At 51.3% G+C, this 15,499-nt stretch carries 23 protein-coding genes; 18 read left to right on the top strand and 5 right to left on the bottom strand.

The genetic code is table 11. The features are described 5' to 3' along the window. The first annotated feature begins 3 nt into the window (after positions 1-3). The 11 genes from D5270_RS01325 (at position 4) to D5270_RS01275 (ending at position 4,038) form a co-directional block, all read left to right on the top strand. The gene (locus D5270_RS01325; protein ID WP_166542395.1) at positions 4-519 is read left to right on the top strand and encodes a hypothetical protein; all 516 of its coding nucleotides are present in this window, start codon (positions 4-6) and stop codon (positions 517-519) included. Between the two features lie 4 nt (positions 520-523). Then, complete coding sequence (locus D5270_RS01320) at positions 524-775, top strand: hypothetical protein (protein ID WP_166542394.1); 252 nt, start codon at positions 524-526, stop codon at positions 773-775. Between the two features lies 1 nt (position 776). After that, positions 777-1,166, top strand: a complete 390-nt coding sequence (locus D5270_RS01315; RefSeq protein ID WP_166542175.1) for a hypothetical protein — start codon at positions 777-779, stop codon at positions 1,164-1,166. After that, entirely contained in the window at positions 1,159-1,542 is a 384-nt protein-coding gene (locus tag D5270_RS01310; protein ID WP_166542393.1) for a hypothetical protein, read from the top strand. Before D5270_RS01315 ends, D5270_RS01310 begins: the two co-directional genes overlap by 8 nt. 13 nt (positions 1,543-1,555) lie before the next feature. Next, complete coding sequence (locus tag D5270_RS01305) at positions 1,556-1,996, top strand: hypothetical protein (protein WP_166542392.1); 441 nt, start codon at positions 1,556-1,558, stop codon at positions 1,994-1,996. Then, positions 1,993-2,169, top strand: a complete 177-nt coding sequence (locus tag D5270_RS01300; RefSeq protein ID WP_166542391.1) for a hypothetical protein — start codon at positions 1,993-1,995, stop codon at positions 2,167-2,169. Before D5270_RS01305 ends, D5270_RS01300 begins: the two co-directional genes overlap by 4 nt. A gap of 141 nt (positions 2,170-2,310) precedes the next feature. Beyond that, complete coding sequence (locus tag D5270_RS01295) at positions 2,311-2,559, top strand: hypothetical protein (protein WP_166542390.1); 249 nt, start codon at positions 2,311-2,313, stop codon at positions 2,557-2,559. Continuing rightward, positions 2,537-3,064 carry a DpnD/PcfM family protein gene (locus D5270_RS17100; RefSeq protein ID WP_166542389.1) on the top strand — a complete coding sequence of 176 codons (528 nt, stop codon included), beginning with the start codon at positions 2,537-2,539 and terminating at the stop codon, positions 3,062-3,064. The genes D5270_RS01295 and D5270_RS17100 overlap by 23 nt, the downstream gene beginning before the upstream one ends. 4 nt (positions 3,065-3,068) lie before the next feature. After that, a complete protein-coding gene (locus tag D5270_RS01285) occupies positions 3,069-3,422 on the top strand; it encodes a hypothetical protein (RefSeq protein ID WP_166542388.1) in 354 nt (117 codons plus the stop codon). 83 nt (positions 3,423-3,505) lie between these two features. Next, the gene (locus D5270_RS01280) at positions 3,506-3,778 is read left to right on the top strand and encodes a DUF4160 domain-containing protein (RefSeq protein ID WP_166542387.1); all 273 of its coding nucleotides are present in this window, start codon (positions 3,506-3,508) and stop codon (positions 3,776-3,778) included. Between the two features lie 14 nt (positions 3,779-3,792). Further along, the gene (locus tag D5270_RS01275; RefSeq protein ID WP_166542386.1) at positions 3,793-4,038 is read left to right on the top strand and encodes a DUF2442 domain-containing protein; all 246 of its coding nucleotides are present in this window, start codon (positions 3,793-3,795) and stop codon (positions 4,036-4,038) included. A gap of 222 nt (positions 4,039-4,260) precedes the next feature. Here the strand turns inward: D5270_RS01275 and D5270_RS01270 are convergent, their stop codons facing one another. The 5 genes from D5270_RS01270 to D5270_RS01250 form a co-directional block, all read right to left on the bottom strand. After that, the gene (locus tag D5270_RS01270; protein ID WP_166542385.1) at positions 4,261-6,003 is read right to left on the bottom strand and encodes a CotH kinase family protein; all 1,743 of its coding nucleotides are present in this window, start codon (positions 6,001-6,003) and stop codon (positions 4,261-4,263) included. Positions 6,004-6,018: 15 nt separating this feature from the next. Then, positions 6,019-6,690 (bottom strand): DUF4956 domain-containing protein, encoded by a 672-nt coding sequence (locus D5270_RS01265; protein ID WP_166542384.1) that lies wholly within the window; start codon positions 6,688-6,690, stop codon positions 6,019-6,021. Between the two features lie 29 nt (positions 6,691-6,719). Continuing rightward, positions 6,720-7,391 carry a polyphosphate polymerase domain-containing protein gene (locus D5270_RS01260; RefSeq protein ID WP_166542383.1) on the bottom strand — a complete coding sequence of 224 codons (672 nt, stop codon included), beginning with the start codon at positions 7,389-7,391 and terminating at the stop codon, positions 6,720-6,722. A gap of 129 nt (positions 7,392-7,520) precedes the next feature. Further along, positions 7,521-8,780: a sensor histidine kinase gene (locus tag D5270_RS01255; RefSeq protein WP_166542382.1), complete on the bottom strand. Its 1,260-nt coding sequence runs from the start codon at positions 8,778-8,780 to the stop codon at positions 7,521-7,523. Next, positions 8,777-9,451, bottom strand: coding sequence for a response regulator transcription factor (locus D5270_RS01250; protein ID WP_166542381.1), 675 nt, complete (start codon positions 9,449-9,451; stop codon positions 8,777-8,779). The genes D5270_RS01255 and D5270_RS01250 overlap by 4 nt, the downstream gene beginning before the upstream one ends. A gap of 148 nt (positions 9,452-9,599) precedes the next feature. Between D5270_RS01250 and tgt the strand changes: the two genes are divergently transcribed. The 7 genes from tgt (at position 9,600) to D5270_RS01215 (ending at position 15,491) form a co-directional block, all read left to right on the top strand. Continuing rightward, positions 9,600-10,730 carry a tRNA guanosine(34) transglycosylase Tgt gene (gene tgt, locus D5270_RS01245; RefSeq protein ID WP_166542380.1) on the top strand — a complete coding sequence of 377 codons (1,131 nt, stop codon included), beginning with the start codon at positions 9,600-9,602 and terminating at the stop codon, positions 10,728-10,730. An 82-nt stretch (positions 10,731-10,812) separates the two neighbouring features. Then, positions 10,813-11,148, top strand: coding sequence for a preprotein translocase subunit YajC (yajC, locus tag D5270_RS01240; RefSeq protein WP_166542379.1), 336 nt, complete (start codon positions 10,813-10,815; stop codon positions 11,146-11,148). Positions 11,149-11,231: 83 nt separating this feature from the next. After that, positions 11,232-11,609, top strand: coding sequence for a TIGR04086 family membrane protein (locus D5270_RS01235; RefSeq protein WP_166542378.1), 378 nt, complete (start codon positions 11,232-11,234; stop codon positions 11,607-11,609). A gap of 106 nt (positions 11,610-11,715) precedes the next feature. After that, a complete protein-coding gene (locus tag D5270_RS01230) occupies positions 11,716-12,672 on the top strand; it encodes a DUF4349 domain-containing protein (RefSeq protein ID WP_166542377.1) in 957 nt (318 codons plus the stop codon). A gap of 120 nt (positions 12,673-12,792) precedes the next feature. Further along, positions 12,793-13,644: a DUF3737 family protein gene (locus D5270_RS01225; RefSeq protein WP_166542376.1), complete on the top strand. Its 852-nt coding sequence runs from the start codon at positions 12,793-12,795 to the stop codon at positions 13,642-13,644. Between the two features lie 76 nt (positions 13,645-13,720). Next, on the top strand, positions 13,721-14,452 hold the full coding sequence (locus D5270_RS01220; protein WP_243150040.1) for a YwaF family protein: 732 nt from the start codon (positions 13,721-13,723) through the stop codon (positions 14,450-14,452). 250 nt (positions 14,453-14,702) lie between these two features. Next, entirely contained in the window at positions 14,703-15,491 is a 789-nt protein-coding gene (locus D5270_RS01215; RefSeq protein WP_166542374.1) for a class I SAM-dependent methyltransferase, read from the top strand. The last annotated feature ends 8 nt before the right edge of the window (positions 15,492-15,499 follow it).

Genomic DNA, 15,499 nt, shown 5'->3' with positions numbered 1-15,499 from the left:
ACAATGTCCTGCATTGTAATGAACCCGGAGCCGCTGGCGGCGCTGGCAAACGCCGTCGAAACCCGGCTCAACTGCGACTACAACTATTGGGGCTTTGAGGCTCCGGACAGTCTCTACAGAGAGCTGACCGACTGCAAAATCTCCTGTACCTACTACGCGGAGGACATCTACCGCAGGCTCTACGCAGTCAACATTCGCGCCTACAATGGGCGCTATGCGGGACATGAGGAACCCGCCGACGAGGAGGCCCCGACTATTGATGGCAGCAAGTACATCGTACACCATAGACCGGAGTACCGGGAGCACGGCTTTGCTGTCTGCCCGTGGCACTACCAACTCGCAAAGCTCCTCGACTGCTGGCTCTACCAGACAGCGGAGGACGCCACCTACAAGGACCCACTTCGGCTTGCTATGAAAGAATTCCGGGATGGCCTCTACTATTTCATTGTGATGAACAGTCCGCAATACGTTGATGTGCAGTGGGGCGAACTCCCGCATTTGGCAGAGAAGGAGGAATAGAAACGTGACCCTGATGGAGCGACTGCTGGCCGCCGGTTATCCGAGAGACCAGATATTCAGCCATGAGTCCGACCTCTACGTTTTCGTGACGCCGCTCACGAAGCGAGTAGTGGACGAGTGGTGCAAGGAAAATGGGTATAGTCTCCATTGGCACTGTCCGATATTCAGAGACCAAGTGACCAATAGGCCAATGTTTGATTGTGCTTTCGCTTACACCCCGTATTTTATAAAAGTCGGGAAGAAGGAGGGGGCGTAACATGGACGAACGCCAAAAGGAAATGTATAACGTGTTGACCAAACTCAATGGTGAGACGGTGGCTCGCCTGTTCACTGACTGGCATGGTGATCAGCTACTTGATGATGGATTCTTCGGACACCTTGTGGACGAAGGGTACATTGAGGAGCCGGATGTGGAAGAAGAGGAAGACAACTGCGAGAATGAAACGTATAATTGCGATTCCTGTTCTTTGAACGGAGATTGTCCTCAGCAGGGAGTTGACGGCAAGCCAAGGTGGATGGAGGATGTGGGCTTCGACGAGTTTTGCGGTCGGTTCCCTCTTTGTGAGGGATGCCCCATTCGAGACATCCCCGGAGAATGTGAGGACGAAAACTGGCCCAAATGGAAGGAGGAACATGCTAATGCATGATAAGTACGATACTCTTCAGAAAGAGTTGCGTCTGTATGGGTTGCAAAACGGCTCATCTATCGGTCGGCATATGGGGCTCATGGATGAGGCTGCTGATGCCATTGAACATCTGAATAACAGCATTCCGATTTTGGCTGAGTTCGAGTTTCTTACCGGCTATGTGGCCGAGAGCTGCTTCGATGAGGAAATCTGCCGGGACCGCCTGCGGATGCTGTGGACGGCGTTCTGCCTGCACCACGACCTTGACGCTGACACCCACGTCTACGACTGCTACTTGATGGAGCTGTGGAAGCGGTTGCAGGAGACCGGCGATGGTACATCTGAGTGGGCCGACTTCGATGATTTTGAGCGGTTCATGTGTAGGTATTTGGTGTGAGGAGGGGAAGAGAATGAGCGGAGCGCAAAGCCTGCTGTGCGAGATGCTGTCCTGCGGCAGCATGGATTTGGAGATTATCGACCGCATCGGCTACGGCTGGGACGAGATTCTGGACCAGATGGATTGGCCCCGTGAGGGCCTCGACTTCAACGATGTGCTGAGGGGCGCTGTCAGCATCGGCATCATCAACCTGAAGAAAGCGGTCAGCGAGAGGATTCTCGTGCTGGAGGCGGAAGAGAGCATCCACGGCAAGCTGGAGCCGGAGGAGGCCGAGGAGCTGGATGCCCTCCGCCTCCTGAATCCAGACGATGACATCGGCGGGGATTTCAACTTCCTTGCCACGCACGTCTGGTTTGAGAAGAACGGCTCCACCTATCGGCGGTATCTGCCGGAAGCGGTGGACGAGTTCGAGGACAACGTGGGTTTCTTCCTGACGGGAGGTGAGGGGGAGTGAACGTAGACGAGGAGAAAAGGTTTGCGGCGGCCTGTGAAGATGGCACCCTTTGCGACCCGCAGTATTGCCCGTATATGCGGGGCGAGACTTCCCGGCTCGGCGCCTGCGAGGGAGATTATTGCGAGGAGGCGTGGAAGGAGTTCTGCGAGCAGAATGAGAGGGATGACCCGTGATTATGATGGAACCCAGAACGCCGTGCAAACTGTGCAGCATCAAGACATCCATCCTCGGAGACGGAAGCTACTACCAGAGCGATAGCCAAACCCTCATCGCTGAGGGTGGATGGTCTGGGCTGTACTTCGGGGCTGAGGCCGATGGACGACTGTTTATGGCGGCGGTTGGAGACGGCGAGACGGACCACTACTACCCGAAGTTTTGTCCTGAGTGCGGTCGCCAGCTCGGTCAAGGGGGTGAGGAGGGATGACCTGCCCGTATGCGGCGAGAAGCTACGCCCGAACAAGGGATGGGCCGCCATGTTCTATGACGGCTACTGCAACACCTGCGATATGCCGGTGGAGAACGGAGAGGAGGATGAAGACTGTGAAGAGAATCAAATCGACTGAGGCTCTGGTAGCTTCTTCCGCCCGTCAGGGCGTGACCATCTGCGGCACGGAGGCCGAGATAGTCCTTGCCTACATCAAAGTCCACGGGTATGAGCTGCTGACGGACGATGACTACAAGCTCTACCTGCACGACGAGAGCGCCGGTGAGGACAATAGCCACGATGAACCTCAGACAGTCCGGGACATCGTGGAGCTGTGCAAGGAGCTGAACGAGAAGATGCTGCTGGACAGCTACTCCGAAGAGTCCCCGGACTATGACGACCAGCTCGAACTTCGGAAGGACACGCTCATTCTGGAGACCCTGCTGACGAAGGCGGAGAGGGTCATCCCTCCCACGGTGCGCCGGTACAACGTGGTCATCGTTGAGCATCGGAAGAAACTGGTGCCGGTGCTGGCGGCGAGCTGGGCTGAGGCCGAGGAGAGAGTGCGGGAGATGTGGGAGAACGGGGAGGTGGTCATCGGCCAGAGCGACTTCACCGGGATTATGATTAGCAGCGGAGGATGATACCATGGCAAAGAACGGCTACCTTGCCCGGCGGAAGGTTCGGGACAGTGTTCTTCAGGACGCCACCCGCCAAACCTACCAGCAGTACATGACGGACACGCTCATCCTAACATTGAATGACCCGGAGGTCATGGGGAAGGATGTGTTCGGATATGAGCGGCTGAAGAAGGTGCTGGAAGCGTGGGGCAGATATTACGATGACTTCTTCGACGCCCTGACGAGGAACCCGGAGGCGGACTACGCACGAGAGAAGATGGACGCAGCCATGAAGCGTATCTGCGGTAAGAGCGGCGACTTCGTGCCGTTTGAGAAGCGGTACGAATGGCTGCCAGAAATCACATACGGGCAGAAGAAGTAAAAATCTTATCAGGCTGTCCCAAAATCTGATTGCATATCGGGCGAAAATCTGATAGAATAAGAATAGAAAGCGGGGTGTTTGATATGCCAGTGTTGAGTATGTTCTTCGGAATCATCGTCCGTATGTATCGGGAGCAGGGCGGGAAACACAATATGCCCCACATCCACGCTGAGTATTCCGGCGAGGAGGTCGTGGTCGCTCTGGATGGGACGGTTCTCGAAGGAGAAAAGAATTTTCCGAGGAATAAGCTGAAGATGCTGGAAGTCTGGATGGATATACACCATGAGGACCTTGAAGCGAACTGGAAGTTGCTGTCCAACGGTGAGCAGTTCTTCCGCATTGACCCGCTGAAGTAAAGGAGGTGGCGTCCATGTTGCAGCCGAGATTGGTGAAAGCGGAGCCGGTAGACCACCTGAAGCTCCGACTCACCTACGAGACTGGGGAGGTCAAGCTATTTGACGTTTCCCCTTATGCCAGCGGCCCTTGGTATGGCGAGCTGAGAGACGAGTCCTACTTTAGAACGGTCCGTATGCTTCCGGGCGGAACGGGCATCGAGTGGAGCAACGGTCAGGACATCGCTCCCCATGAGTTGTATGAGTGCAGCGCCCCGGCCTAACCGACCAAAAGCCCCTATAAGGGGCTTTTTTACTGAGACAATACTTTTCCCACCCGAAGGTATTGGGCGGCGTCCCGCAGCCTTCAGGGGCTTCTAAGCCCTTGATTTGTAGCACTTTTTAGGGTGCTTGCCGGGGTGGTATCGGGTCTCCCGTGGTCATGGGGGATGCAATGTTTATATCCTGACATAAATCGGCCCAGGCTTCACAGCCCGGGTCATAATTTATGCCTTTTTTCTATATACCATCACGGCAACAATAGCCATAATAAGCACCAAAGCACACACTCCAACCATAGCCAATCCGCTTGTGTCAAGCGTGTCGGCCTCGCCCGGATGTCGTTCTTCAACCCCTATCTGCTGTCTGATGTCTGGGGCTTCGCCGCCTTCCGGGATATCTGGCGGCCCGCCCTGGTTCCTGCCTCCAAAGTCGTTGTTCATAGTACCCATATCAGCGATATTGACATTAGAACCATCCACAAGCGCGGACGTATTTTCAGCCTGCTCATCAGAGGTTGACGGTATTGAGCCGTCCAACTGACCGCTGACACTCTGAGCGCGCAGCAAGCAGAAATCCTTGAGTGCCGCCACTCCCTTCTGGAAGTCCTCATAGGTGCAGAAGCTGGTGGGGTCCTTCTCGACATATGGGGCGATAAGAGCTTGGACGCGCTCAAGCTCGCTGGAAAATGTGCCGCTGTCGAAATAGCTTGAGATAAACTCCGCAAAATACTGGTGATACAGCCGTGTATATTCATCATTTGAAAATATCCAGGCCAGCATAGGCCTGCTGTCAACTGTCCCGCCGGAGACAGGCGTGTCAATGGGATAGTTTATCAGAGCAGTTGCGTCTTGGGCGCCCATAAAGCCGCCGAATGCCAGATTGTAATCCCATGGTATCATAGAGAGTTTACCGTCAGCTTCATACAAATAATAGTTGTGTACTATTGAGCCAGTATAACTGTCAAAATTGCATACAAAATTGTGTACAACAAAGTAGCGTATCACGTTCTCAACATCAACTGTACTGTCGATATCCCGGCAAAGATTTAGGCTTTCCAGGGAGGAGATGAGCCGGTCTTTATCCTGGTTTGTGATATCTGTTTTTGCATTATCGAAAATGTTGCTGTAGCTGGAGTAGTCATCATCTGTATAGATAAGCGACACGTCGCTGCTTGCCGAGCCGCCAAAGCCGCCGAAACCATCAAAGTTTCCGGGAACCTTAAAATCCCCCGTGTCAGGAGCATCACCGAATTCCATGTCATCTTCAGGCATGTCGGGTATGCCAAATTCGGCGTTTTCAGGTCGCTGCTTAAAGCCTTCTTTGTTTCCTTGAATATCTCTGCCGCCGAAGTTCTGGCTTTCGGGCTTATAAAGCTCTCCATAGTCAGCGCCGTAATTGCGCTGCAAAAAGGATTCCTCCACGCCCTCAACAGCTAAATATAATCCCCAGTCTTCGCCGTTAACGCGAATATATACATAGCTGCAAAGAGGGGAGACCGCCCCAAACTCGGCCATCATCTGATAGGACAAATAATCCTTCATGTATGTGTTATCTTGAATGATATTGTTAAGGCTAAGCTTATCAAGTCCGTAGTAGCTCTGGCTGTTTTCGTAGTGGTCAAATTCTATTTTAAAGCTGTACCGGTTATTGCCATAGCTCTCAACCTGGGTAAGAGAGGTGTTGCCCTTGGCGCGTATGCCCACGTTCCTGAAGGACTCACCGTCGATAGCGACAGAGCAGGGAGAGTATTCCTCGTTAGTACAGGTGCTGATAAAGCTGTCCCAGTCGTCCATTACGATATCAAGAGTGTGGACTATGCCGGTATCAAAAAGCCGGTTCTCGTAGCCCATAGGTTGAGGGGTATTTTCTGAGCTCATTCCCTTCGCGCTTACAAAGAGGACTGTCAGGATTAGGGTTAGGGCCAGTATGATACAGCATATCCTGTCAATATTTCTATGTGTAGACATGCGGCTTCTCCTTTCTCAGCCCATATAATCCCCGTTATAGCTCACCAGCACCGCATGGTCGATGCCGTTCATCTCGGAGAGAATATTTACAAGTTCGGTGCTTTCATCTTTCATACGGACCTCAAGATTAAGCTCTATGGCCCCTTGCTGCGCGGTCTTGCTCTTTACCACACAGCGCTTGACCTGGCCCTGTATAAAGCTCATGGCCTGCCTCTCACTCTCGTGGTCCCGGCAGTGCAGGACAAGGATGAAGGGGTTCATATGTGGTTTGGCATTGGCAAACACCAGCAGCACCGCACCGATGACAACGCTTCCGAACACCGCCAGAGGTATTAGTCCGGCGGCTAAAACAATACCGGCTCCTATGGCCCAGAACAGGAACGCTATGTCCAGCGGCTCCTTTATAGCCGCTCTAAAGCGCACAATAGACAGCGCGCCAACCATACCCAGGGAAAGAACCACGTTAGAGGTGACCGCGAGTATTACCAGGGTTGTTATCATAGTCATTGCAACAAGGGATACGCCGAAGCTGGAGGAGTACATTACCCCTGCAAAAGTTTTTTTGTAGACTAGAAATATAAGCATACCGATACCAAAGGCAAGTACAAGGGCAAGGGCCATATCGAGAATACTTACGCTGGAGACCTTTTCCAGAAAGCTTGACTTGAATATATCCTGAAACGACATAAATCTGCTCCTTTTTTGAAATTAGTATTTTAACCATATATCCGGCAGGCGGCATATTTTGAAAAAGCTGCGGTACGTGTGCCGGGATTTTGCACCAGGTCCTTGATAATAGAGGGGAGGAAGCTATCCCATTTTACCTCCAGCACTGCCGGATTGTTGGGAATAGGTATCGTACAACAGTCTGGGTTAAGGAATTCGTTGGAGATAGTTCCAGTTCGGATGTGGTAGTCGAGGGTTACCCGCACGTTACCCGGAGCGTACACAAACGGCTCGCGGGTATACTGCACAATAGTCCTGGGCCTCAGCCCATGCATGGCCATCTTTTGGTACAGCTCAAGCAAAAGTGGCGGGCTATTCCTCTCAAAAACCTTGTACTTACCATGTACCAGCGCCAAAGTGTCTTCCAATGTTAATTCAGTTTGGAGCTTTGCGCAGAGACCGCCTGTTTTTAACTTTTTCTCAAGCAGAACCACCGATGTGTCACTGTTATAATACCTGAGCCGAAATTTCTCCCTGCGGCTAATACCGTTGATTTTCTCTCTCAGAGCCCTGTTGTCGGGAGTGTCGAAATACAGACTGTTCACGGTATAGCTTCCATTTTGTGCATATGAATCTATGCACATTACAGCTGACAGCCTTGACCTTAGATACTGCACGTCTCCAAGGGATATTTCATGCTTCCATTCATGACGAAAATCCATTTTGTTTCACCTCTTTCGTGTTTAGTTCCATAAAATAATAACAGCTGAACCTTAGAGCAGATTTAGAAAAAGAGAAGCGCCCAGTGAACATTCCGGGACGCTTCTGTGAAAAATATGTGAATACCCCTGCTAATGTCTAAACTTTACTGTAAAACAGACCTTGTTCGGCATGATATACTTTGCAGAAATAACCGCGCGGCTTGCCTCTGCCAAAGAGCGTGCCACAGCCAGCCCGATACCGTACCCGCCGCTTTTCTGTGTGCGTGCAGTGTCGGCGCGGTAAAAGCGGTCGAAGAGTTTGTCAGGCGGCACGTCTGGCAGTGTGGTGCAGGTATTTTGCAGGCGCAGAATCACCCGGCTCTCAGCTTTTTCTAGAGCTACGGTGATTTCGCCTCCGTCATTTGTATATTTTACGGCGTTGTCAAGTAGAATCGAAATAAGCTGGCGCGTCTGCTTTCGGTCGGCATGAATGGTGATACCTCCAGGAATATTTCTGTTAAGCATGATACTTTTATCATCTATAGGTTGAAAGAAGCCATCAAGCGAGCTCTCAAACAGCTCACTGAGGGAGAAATCGCTGGGCTCTACCTGTACTGTGCCCTCGTCCATTCGGGCCAGCAATAGCAGGTCTTTTACCAGGCCGCTCAGCCTAGAGGTCTGCTCCTTGATATTTCGGCTCCATTTGTTTTCGCCGTTATATAGCTCCATGGCCTCGGTGTTGGACTGTATGATAGCCAGAGGAGTTTTAATCTCGTGTCCCGCGTTTGTTACAAACTGTTTCTGACGTTGAATATTTTCAGCGATTGGTCGGATGGCCCTTTTTGACAGCAGCACCACAAACGCCAGCATCAGTCCCCATCCCGCAAGACCAATACCTGCTGAAAGCAAAAGCACACGCCAGAATGAGCCGCTTTCTCTGGACGTATCAAGAAATACCGCCACAGTATTGTGCATTGGCACATCCTTAATGAGGTAGCGAAACTGTCTGTATTCGCCCCGGCTGCAGCCCCGGTCCAACACTTCGCTGGCAAGCTCCAGGGCTTCATTCTCACTGATAGCATAGAGGCTGCTTACATCCACGAATATAGGCTCCCTATCTGCCCCGAAGCGTACCACAAAGAAGTTTGAGGATATAAAGGCGTTGTAATCGCCATTGCGGTCATTATGCGCTCCGAAGGGGAATGGTCTGCCGTCTGGCGCGGGCTTCGGCATAGGCGGCGGGCTGCCGGTATCGCCGACGGTATCACAGAGCAGCTCCAGGGTGCGGTCTACGCGCTGGCTTATAAGTACCAGGTTTGCGGCGTTTATTGCCCCGAGCAGTAGGAGTATCAGCCCGGTTATGGCAATCATTGCAGCGATTACAAATCTCCTTTGGAGTGACCTTATCATTCCGGCACCTCCAGGGTGTAACCCACGCCGCGCTTGGCGGTTATGGCGACATTTGCGCCCAGAGCTGAAAGCCGCTTGCGCAGGTATGATATATATACCCACACAACGCCCAGCTCTGCGTTGGTATCATAGCCCCATACCCTGCACAATATGTCTTCTGTGGAGAGGTATATGCTTCTGTTCAGCATCAAAAGCTCCATTAATCGGTACTCAAGCTTTGACAATACAAATGACTGTCCGTTGCAGGAAAGCTCGCAGCTTTTCTGATTCAAGGTAATGTTACCGCAGTTTAGCAGGCTTGGAGTATACCCGGCCCTGCGCCGGAGAAGGGCGCGTACCCTGGCTAAAAGCAGCTCCATAGGGAAGGGCTTGGGAAGATAGTCGTCTGCGCCAAGGTCCAGGCCCTGGATTTGGTCCTCTGTCTCGGACTTGGCTGTGAGAAGCAGTACCGGAGTCTGACACCCGGCGCTTCTGAGCTTTTGAAGCACCTCAAGCCCGCTGAGAACAGGCATCATAATATCGAGTATTATGCCGTCATACTGCCCGCTAAGGGCATAGTCCAGGGCAGACTGTCCGTCATATACCGGCTCGACGATGTACTTATGGTAGGTCAGGATATCGACTACGGCCTCGGACATGGCAGGCTCGTCCTCTGCGTAAAGTAGCCTCATAGCTATCACCTCATCCTGTATTATAGGCCATAAAGCTTAATTTTGCCTTAGCTTATTTTATCAGACATATATGCTTATTTCAATAAATAGTTGAAATAAGCTGGAATAACGTGTATAATAGCCAGAGAAAAAACAGATGGAGGTTTCAATGTACCGACTGATAAAAACTGAGGGCGCTGCCCGCCGGGGGGAATTTGTCACTGTGCACGGCACGGTGCAGACCCCTGGATTTATGAATGTTGCAACGGCAGGGGCCATAAAAGGCGCTGTCTCAGCCTGGGATTTAAAGGAGCTGGACTGCCAGGTGCAGCTCTGCAATACCTATCACCTGCACCTGCGCCCGGGAGACGAAACTGTAAAGAAGCTCGGCGGCATAAGGAAGTTTACCGGCTGGGAGGGTCCGGTGCTTACGGACAGCGGAGGGTTCCAGGTGTTTTCCCTTGCCAAACTTCGCAATATCAGGGAGGAGGGAGTTACCTTTGCCTCCCATATCGATGGGCACAAGATATTTATGGGACCGGAAGAAAGTATGCGCATACAGTCTAATCTGGGCTCAACCATTGCAATGGCTTTCGACGAATGTGTGGAAAACCCGGCAGAGTATAGCTATGCAAAGATGTCCTGTGCCAGGACAACCCGGTGGCTGGAAAGATGTAAGGCTGAAATGACAAGGCTCAATGCCCGGGAGGACACGCTTAATCCAAAGCAAATGCTCTTTGGCATAAACCAGGGCTGTACCTACCGCGACCTGCGGGTGGAGCATATGAAACAGATAGCCAGTATGGACCTGGACGGCTACGGCATAGGAGGCCTTGCGGTGGGAGAGCCTGCCCAGGAGATGTACGCGGTTATCGAGGAAATAGAGCCTCATATGCCAAAGGATAAGATACGTTATTTAATGGGCGTGGGCACACCGGCAAACATTCTTGAGGGCGTGCGCCGGGGCGTGGATTTGTTTGACTGTGTTATGCCAACCAGGAATGCCAGGCATGGGCACGCATTTACCATGGAGGGCTGCCGGAATATGCTTAACGCCAAGTATACCCTGGACGAGTCCCCGCTGGACGAACAGTGCGGCTGCCCGGTCTGCCAAAGATTCACCAGGGCTTATATCCACCACTTGTTCAAAGCCGGAGAGATGCTCGCCATGCGCCTTACGGTTATGCACAACCTGTATTTCTACAATAACCTGCTAAAAAAGATACGCGGTGCTTTGGACGAGGACCGTTTTGAGGCGTTTTATGCGGAGAATATCGAGGCGCTCAGCCGAAGGATATAGCCCTAAAAAATAAATGCTTGCAAGTTTGCGGGTTTCCTGATATAATCAGTAGTAATCATTGGAAGGGATGTGTTCACAAACAATGTACAACCTTAATTTACTGGACGCTTCAGCAGCCCAGGGCGGCGGTGGCATGAGCCTTATTGTAATGCTTTTAGTCTACGGCCTTTTCTTCGTGGCGCTGTACTTTATTTTCTTCCGTCCTCAGAGTAAGAAGAAGAAAAAGGAAGCAGAAATGCGCAAGAACGCCCAGGTCGGTGACGAGATTACCACTATCGGCGGTATTTGCGGGCGTATCGTTGCGGTAAAGGACGAGTCCGAGTCGGTCATTATTGAGACAGGCAGCGACAAGTCCAAGCTCCGTGTCAAGCGCTGGGCTATCGGCAGCGTTGACACCGTGCATGAGGACGACGCCTGATTTTTGGCAATATTCTAGAATAAAAAGACTTCGCAGCCCATATTATGTATTACACATACTAAGAGCTGAGAGGTCTTTTTGTTATGAAATGGGTAAGAGCTTTGATACTTTCCACGGTTGTCACCACCGGAGCCAGCCTTGTGCTTCTGTCGGCTATAGCCTTTTTTGTGTGCCGTTCCGGGTCATTGCCCAGAGGCTCAGTTACGATTATCACCACGATTGCCACCTGCGCCGCGGTGTTTTTGGGAGGCTTTCTGTCCACGATATCTGTGCGCGAGAAGGGTCTGCTGCTAGGCCTGGGAGCGGGAGCGGTATTTCTTATATGCGCGGGAGCCGTATCTGTGCTGGTTTTTCAGGTGGAATTAGGCCCTGCCAGCGCGGGAAAAATTGCCGCGCTGCTGCTCAGCGGAGCCATCGGCGGGGTACTTGGGGCAAACAGGAAAAGCAAGGTGAAATTCTGAGGCTTACAATCCTGTAACCACAGGTTACAGTTGCGATATATCCGTTGAAATATACAATATCTCTTGATATAATATAGTAAACTATATTAGAACAGGAGGTCAGGATATGAAGCACACAGGAAAAATAGTTTTAGCCCTCAGCCTTGCAGTAGTAATTTTGCTGAGTCTTGGGGCCTGCGGCGGAGGCAATAAAAGCTACTCAGCCAGCAACTCCACATCTTCTGGTGAGAGTACTTCAGCCGATATGGAGATGTCTGAGGAGGGCTTTGATGAGGCGGCTGAGCCTGGTGGCATAGAGGTGGTACGTCCTCAGGACAGGAAGCTGATAACCACAGTTGACATGCAGGCCGAGACCAGGGAATATGATTCCTTTATGTCCTGGCTGGAGTCCCATGTAGCCGGGACAGGAGGGTATATTGAGTCATCGAATATGTATGCCTATAGCCAGCATGAGCGCAGCAGCGATTTGACCCTGCGCATCCCTGCGGACAAGCTGAGCGGCTTTTTACAGGAGATAGGCGAGACCTGCAATGTCCTCCAGCGCTCAGTACAGGAGGAGGACGTTACCCTCAGCTATGTGGACGCGGAGAGCTATAGAGACGCCTTGCTGGTGGAACAGGAGCGCCTTATGGAGCTCCTGGAGGAAGCTGATAACCTGACGGATATTATGAGCATTGAGGACAGGCTTACGACTGTGCGGTATCAGTTGCAAAACTATGAGTCGACGCTGCGGGTTTTTGATAATCAGATAAACTACAGCACTGTACATCTGTCTGTACATGAAGTGGGTGAGCTCACCGAGCCGGAGCCGGAGAGCTGGGGCAGCAGGGCTATCCGGGGCATGAAGGACAACGCTAAAGATATCGGCAGGTTCTTCCAGGAGCTGGGACTGTTTATTGTGACCCATCTGCCAACGCTCATGCTGCTGGGTTTAATAGTTATTATAATCCTGCTGGCAACGGCTAAAAAGCGCCGTGAGGCTAGGGAACGCCGCAGACAGCAGAAGGAGCTGATACGCACTATGCATGAGCAGAAGAATTCTGGTGAAAATTCAAAAGAGTGAGCTATACTCTATAGGCATATTAACCTATGCGCCAAAGGTATTTGCATTTTTTAGAAAAGTGGAGTATAATGGTAGACATTAGAAAAGCTACCTGCTTTTGGCATAAAGGAGTATAGTAATATGACAGTAATTGAGAACAAAACATTCGACGAGGAGCGCGCATTCTATGGGAGCGCAGAGGTTACGGTAAAACACTGCAGGTTTGACGGACCCGCCGATGGCGAGAGCGCTTTTAAAGAGTGCCGTGATGTTAGGGTGGAAGACTGCTTTTTCAACCTGCGGTATCCGTTCTGGCATGACGAAGGGGCGTCTATTGACAACTGTGAGATGACGGAGCTCTGCCGTGCAGCGCTCTGGTACTCCAATCATGTGGAGATAAACGAAAGCAAGCTCCATGGTATTAAGGCCCTTAGGGAATGCTCAGACATCAAGATGCGGGATTGCCATATTGTCTCGCCGGAATTTGGCTGGTCTGTCAATGGCATTGAGATGAAGGACAGCTTTGCGGAGAGCGAATACTTTATGATGCGTTCAAATAAGCTCCGCTTCGACAACGTGACCCTCAAGGGGAAATATTCTTTCCAGTACATTGAGGATTCAGTTTTTGAGAATTGCAACTTTGACACAAAGGATGCGTTCTGGCACGCGAAAAACGTCACTGTCCGCAACAGCGTTATAAAGGGAGAATACTTGGCCTGGTATTGTGAGAACGTCACCTTTGAGAACTGCAAGATAATCGGGACTCAGCCTCTATGCTACTGCAAGTGCCTGAAGCTAATCGGCTGTGAGATGATAGATACAGACCTGAGCTTCGAGCGTTCCGAAGTAGAAGCGACTCTGACGGCGCCTATCGTCAGCATTAAGAATCCGCTTTCTGGGCATATTTCAGTGCCCGGAGTGGGAGAGATTATCAGAGATAATCCAAATTCCAGGGGTGAGGTCATAGTGACTAAGAACTGCTGCTGCGCGTAAACACTGTATATTTATACTTTGGCTGGCAAGAATACACATAAACTGTGGGGCCACTATGCCCATATGAGTGTGAAAAATGGAGACCTCATATTTTTGGGAAACTGAATACACTTTGCCGCCTGATGCCCCGGGTTTTTCCCACTTCTGCCCGGGGCATATTGTTTGGCTTGGAAGCGCTGTGCTACTTTGCGCAGTCATTTGCGCCGTTTACAGAAGGCTTAGGGAAAATGAGAGGCTGACATTCCGCAAGGTGCTGGCGGTGCTTTTGATATGCGATGAATTGTTCAAATATGGCATAGCCATATATAGCGGGGACTTCCGGCCCTCGTTTCTGCCGCTGCACCTGTGCAGCATTAACATTTTTCTCATAGCAGCTGACGCTATAAAGCCAAACGAACTGCTGCAGGAGGTGCTGTATGCAGTGTGCCTGCCAGGAGCGTTTTTTGCGCTTGCATTTCCTGGCTGGAACTATCTGCCCCTTTGGAACGCACTGTGTATTCATAGCTTTACGGCACATATCCTGCTACTTTTATATCCCCTTCTTCTGATATCAGGCGGATTTCAGCCCAGCTTTAAGAGGTTTATTCGTACACTTCCAGCAGCGCTGGTTGTGACGGTACTTGTAGCCTGTTTTAACATGGCTTTTGGCACAAACTTTATGTTCCTGGCACGGGCGGGGGAGGGCAACCCGCTAAGCTGGTTTGAGCGCTTTCTGGGCAGCCCAGGTTATCTTATTGGAATACCTCTAATAGCGGCTGTCTGCTGGGCGGTGCTGTATGGTGTTCCGAAGCTGAGAGAAAAAACTTGACATAGCCAGCCTATGGTGCTATAATGCAAAAAATCAACATTGAGGAGCTATTGCTGATGATATCACTCACGGCAAAACTGAATGCCATGTTCCAGTGGCCTACCTTCACCTATTGGTGCAGGAGTAGGTCTGTGTTGCTGTGTGTGCTATTGGCCGGGTGATATATTTTCCAGGCAAAGCCAGCAGTGCAGACGGGGTAATACCCACTGCACTGTTTTTTGTTGGTTTAAATTTTATTGGAGGCGCTAATATGCAGACAAAGGACTATCTTGACAGGTACTATGGCGGCTATGACGAAGACAGCAGGCTGGAGCCAAAGCACGGCAGGGTTGAGTTTATTACCACTATGAGGTACATTAATAAGTACCTGCATCCCGGTATGCGCGTGCTGGAAATTGGCGCGGGAACAGGCCGATATAGCCATGCGCTGGCCCGGGATGGGTACGAGGTTGACGCGGTGGAGCTTTTGGAGCGCAATATTGAGGTATTCAAGAACAATACTCAGCCGGGTGAGCCAGTCAAAATTACTCAGGGCGACGCAAGGGAACTGATAAATTATACTGACAGCACCTATGACGTGACCCTGCTGCTGGGGCCGATGTACCATCTGTTCACCCGGGAGGACCAGGAGAAGGCCCTGGCTGAAGCGGTCAGGGTGACAAAGCCTGGAGGAGTGATATTTACGGCATACTGTATGGGCGACCCCAGCATTATTGGTTTTGGATTTATCAAGGGCAATATACGCCAACTCATGGATAAGGGTATGCTGGATATGGAAACCTTTACGCCCCGCTCGGACCCATGGGATATCTTCCAGCTGTACCGAAAGGAGCATATCGACAGCCTGCGTGAAATGCTGCCGGTGGAGCAGATCCATTTCATTGCTGCCGACGGATTTACTGAGCATATGCGCGAAACTGTAGACGCGATGGATGATGAGACCTATGAGCTGTATCTAAGGTATCACCTGACGATATGCGAGCGCCAGGATATGGTGGGCTGGTCGCACCATACGCTGGATGTGTTCCGAAAGAAATGAGTTTGTGA

This window comes from Acutalibacter sp. 1XD8-36, from assembly GCF_009917525.1.
In the GTDB taxonomy this organism is placed as follows: domain Bacteria; phylum Bacillota; class Clostridia; order Oscillospirales; family Acutalibacteraceae; genus Acutalibacter.
This window is presented reverse-complemented; position numbering and strand designations above follow the sequence as displayed.

Coding starts and splice junctions, on each gene's coding strand:
- D5270_RS01325 (WP_166542395.1), top strand. CDS start 4: ATGTCCTGCATTGTAATGAACCCGGAGCCGCTGGCGGCGCTGGCAAAC.
- D5270_RS01315 (WP_166542175.1), top strand. CDS start 777: ATGGACGAACGCCAAAAGGAAATGTATAACGTGTTGACCAAACTCAAT.
- D5270_RS01310 (WP_166542393.1), top strand. CDS start 1,159: ATGCATGATAAGTACGATACTCTTCAGAAAGAGTTGCGTCTGTATGGG.
- D5270_RS01305 (WP_166542392.1), top strand. CDS start 1,556: ATGAGCGGAGCGCAAAGCCTGCTGTGCGAGATGCTGTCCTGCGGCAGC.
- D5270_RS01295 (WP_166542390.1), top strand. CDS start 2,311: ATGGACGACTGTTTATGGCGGCGGTTGGAGACGGCGAGACGGACCACT.
- D5270_RS01285 (WP_166542388.1), top strand. CDS start 3,069: ATGGCAAAGAACGGCTACCTTGCCCGGCGGAAGGTTCGGGACAGTGTT.
- D5270_RS01280 (WP_166542387.1), top strand. CDS start 3,506: ATGCCAGTGTTGAGTATGTTCTTCGGAATCATCGTCCGTATGTATCGG.
- D5270_RS01275 (WP_166542386.1), top strand. CDS start 3,793: ATGTTGCAGCCGAGATTGGTGAAAGCGGAGCCGGTAGACCACCTGAAG.
- D5270_RS01270 (WP_166542385.1), bottom strand. CDS start 6,003: ATGTCTACACATAGAAATATTGACAGGATATGCTGTATCATACTGGCC.
- D5270_RS01265 (WP_166542384.1), bottom strand. CDS start 6,690: ATGTCGTTTCAGGATATATTCAAGTCAAGCTTTCTGGAAAAGGTCTCC.
- D5270_RS01260 (WP_166542383.1), bottom strand. CDS start 7,391: ATGGATTTTCGTCATGAATGGAAGCATGAAATATCCCTTGGAGACGTG.
- D5270_RS01255 (WP_166542382.1), bottom strand. CDS start 8,780: ATGATAAGGTCACTCCAAAGGAGATTTGTAATCGCTGCAATGATTGCC.
- D5270_RS01250 (WP_166542381.1), bottom strand. CDS start 9,451: ATGAGGCTACTTTACGCAGAGGACGAGCCTGCCATGTCCGAGGCCGTA.
- tgt (WP_166542380.1), top strand. CDS start 9,600: ATGTACCGACTGATAAAAACTGAGGGCGCTGCCCGCCGGGGGGAATTT.
- yajC (WP_166542379.1), top strand. CDS start 10,813: ATGTACAACCTTAATTTACTGGACGCTTCAGCAGCCCAGGGCGGCGGT.
- D5270_RS01235 (WP_166542378.1), top strand. CDS start 11,232: ATGAAATGGGTAAGAGCTTTGATACTTTCCACGGTTGTCACCACCGGA.
- D5270_RS01230 (WP_166542377.1), top strand. CDS start 11,716: ATGAAGCACACAGGAAAAATAGTTTTAGCCCTCAGCCTTGCAGTAGTA.
- D5270_RS01225 (WP_166542376.1), top strand. CDS start 12,793: ATGACAGTAATTGAGAACAAAACATTCGACGAGGAGCGCGCATTCTAT.
- D5270_RS01220 (WP_243150040.1), top strand. CDS start 13,721: ATGGAGACCTCATATTTTTGGGAAACTGAATACACTTTGCCGCCTGAT.
- D5270_RS01215 (WP_166542374.1), top strand. CDS start 14,703: ATGCAGACAAAGGACTATCTTGACAGGTACTATGGCGGCTATGACGAA.